The following is a 733-nucleotide window of genomic DNA, read 5'->3' as shown; positions in this document are numbered from 1 at the left end:
AGGAGTACAACCCTTGCGCAGTATACTGCTCAGGGAGCAATAGCGGTGATCGCAGCCCAATTCGATGGATAATCTTTCTCGGATTCAATCAATAATTGAACCGCTCTTTCTCTGATTTCAGGGGTATATTTTACTTTTTTCATCGGGACATTCTCTCAGAAAGCTTGGTCTCCGACAAACCCGGTACGGTTCAAAAATCTTCCATTGATTTATTTATATCTGTTAAACCAGTCGCATTATGAAATGTAATATAAGTAGAAATTTCAGTATAAATGGTCATGATCTTTTCTAAATTTGAATATCTAAGCGTCTTCATTAATCAACCTTATTGATTATTAGTTTCTTCTTTTAAAGCTCTTTGTACTGTTGCTATCCCTACTTTAAACTTTTCTGCAACACCTCTAAATGTTGAATTTTCTTCAGCCATTGCTTTTCGTATTTCAACATAGTCAACCTTCCGCTTTCTTCCCTTATATAAGCCCTTCGCTTTGGCTTTTGCAATTCCTTCCTTTTGACGCTCACGGATCATGGAGCGTTCAAACTCTGCAAATGCAGCAAGCATCTGAAACATGAGTTTATTTATTGCCGATTGTGCTACATCATGACTGAAGGTCAAATTCTCTTTATGAAAAATAATGGTTATACCACGATCATTCAGACTATTCACAATTTCGTTCAGATCATTTGTATTACGTGCCAGACGATCAATACTATGAACATGCACCGTATCACC

The 733-nt window shown here is 37.1% G+C and carries 1 protein-coding gene and 1 pseudogene; both read right to left on the bottom strand.

Features of this window, described 5'->3' with window-relative positions; translation table 11 throughout:
- Nucleotides 1-32: 32 nt before the first annotated feature.
- Nucleotides 33-143 (bottom strand): annotated as a pseudogene (locus GVV58_RS15255) (IS3 family transposase); the annotation flags it as partial.
- Nucleotides 144-325: 182 nt separating this feature from the next.
- Nucleotides 326-733: recombinase family protein (locus GVV58_RS15250; RefSeq protein WP_159516863.1), on the bottom strand; the 408-nt coding region annotated here is incomplete at its 5' end.

The sequence above is a fragment of the Acinetobacter sp. 18QD2AZ41W genome (assembly GCF_009829025.1).
GTDB lineage: Bacteria > Pseudomonadota > Gammaproteobacteria > Pseudomonadales > Moraxellaceae > Acinetobacter > Acinetobacter pseudolwoffii.
The sequence above is the reverse complement of the archived record's forward strand: the minus strand, read 5'-3'. Positions and strand labels throughout refer to the sequence as shown.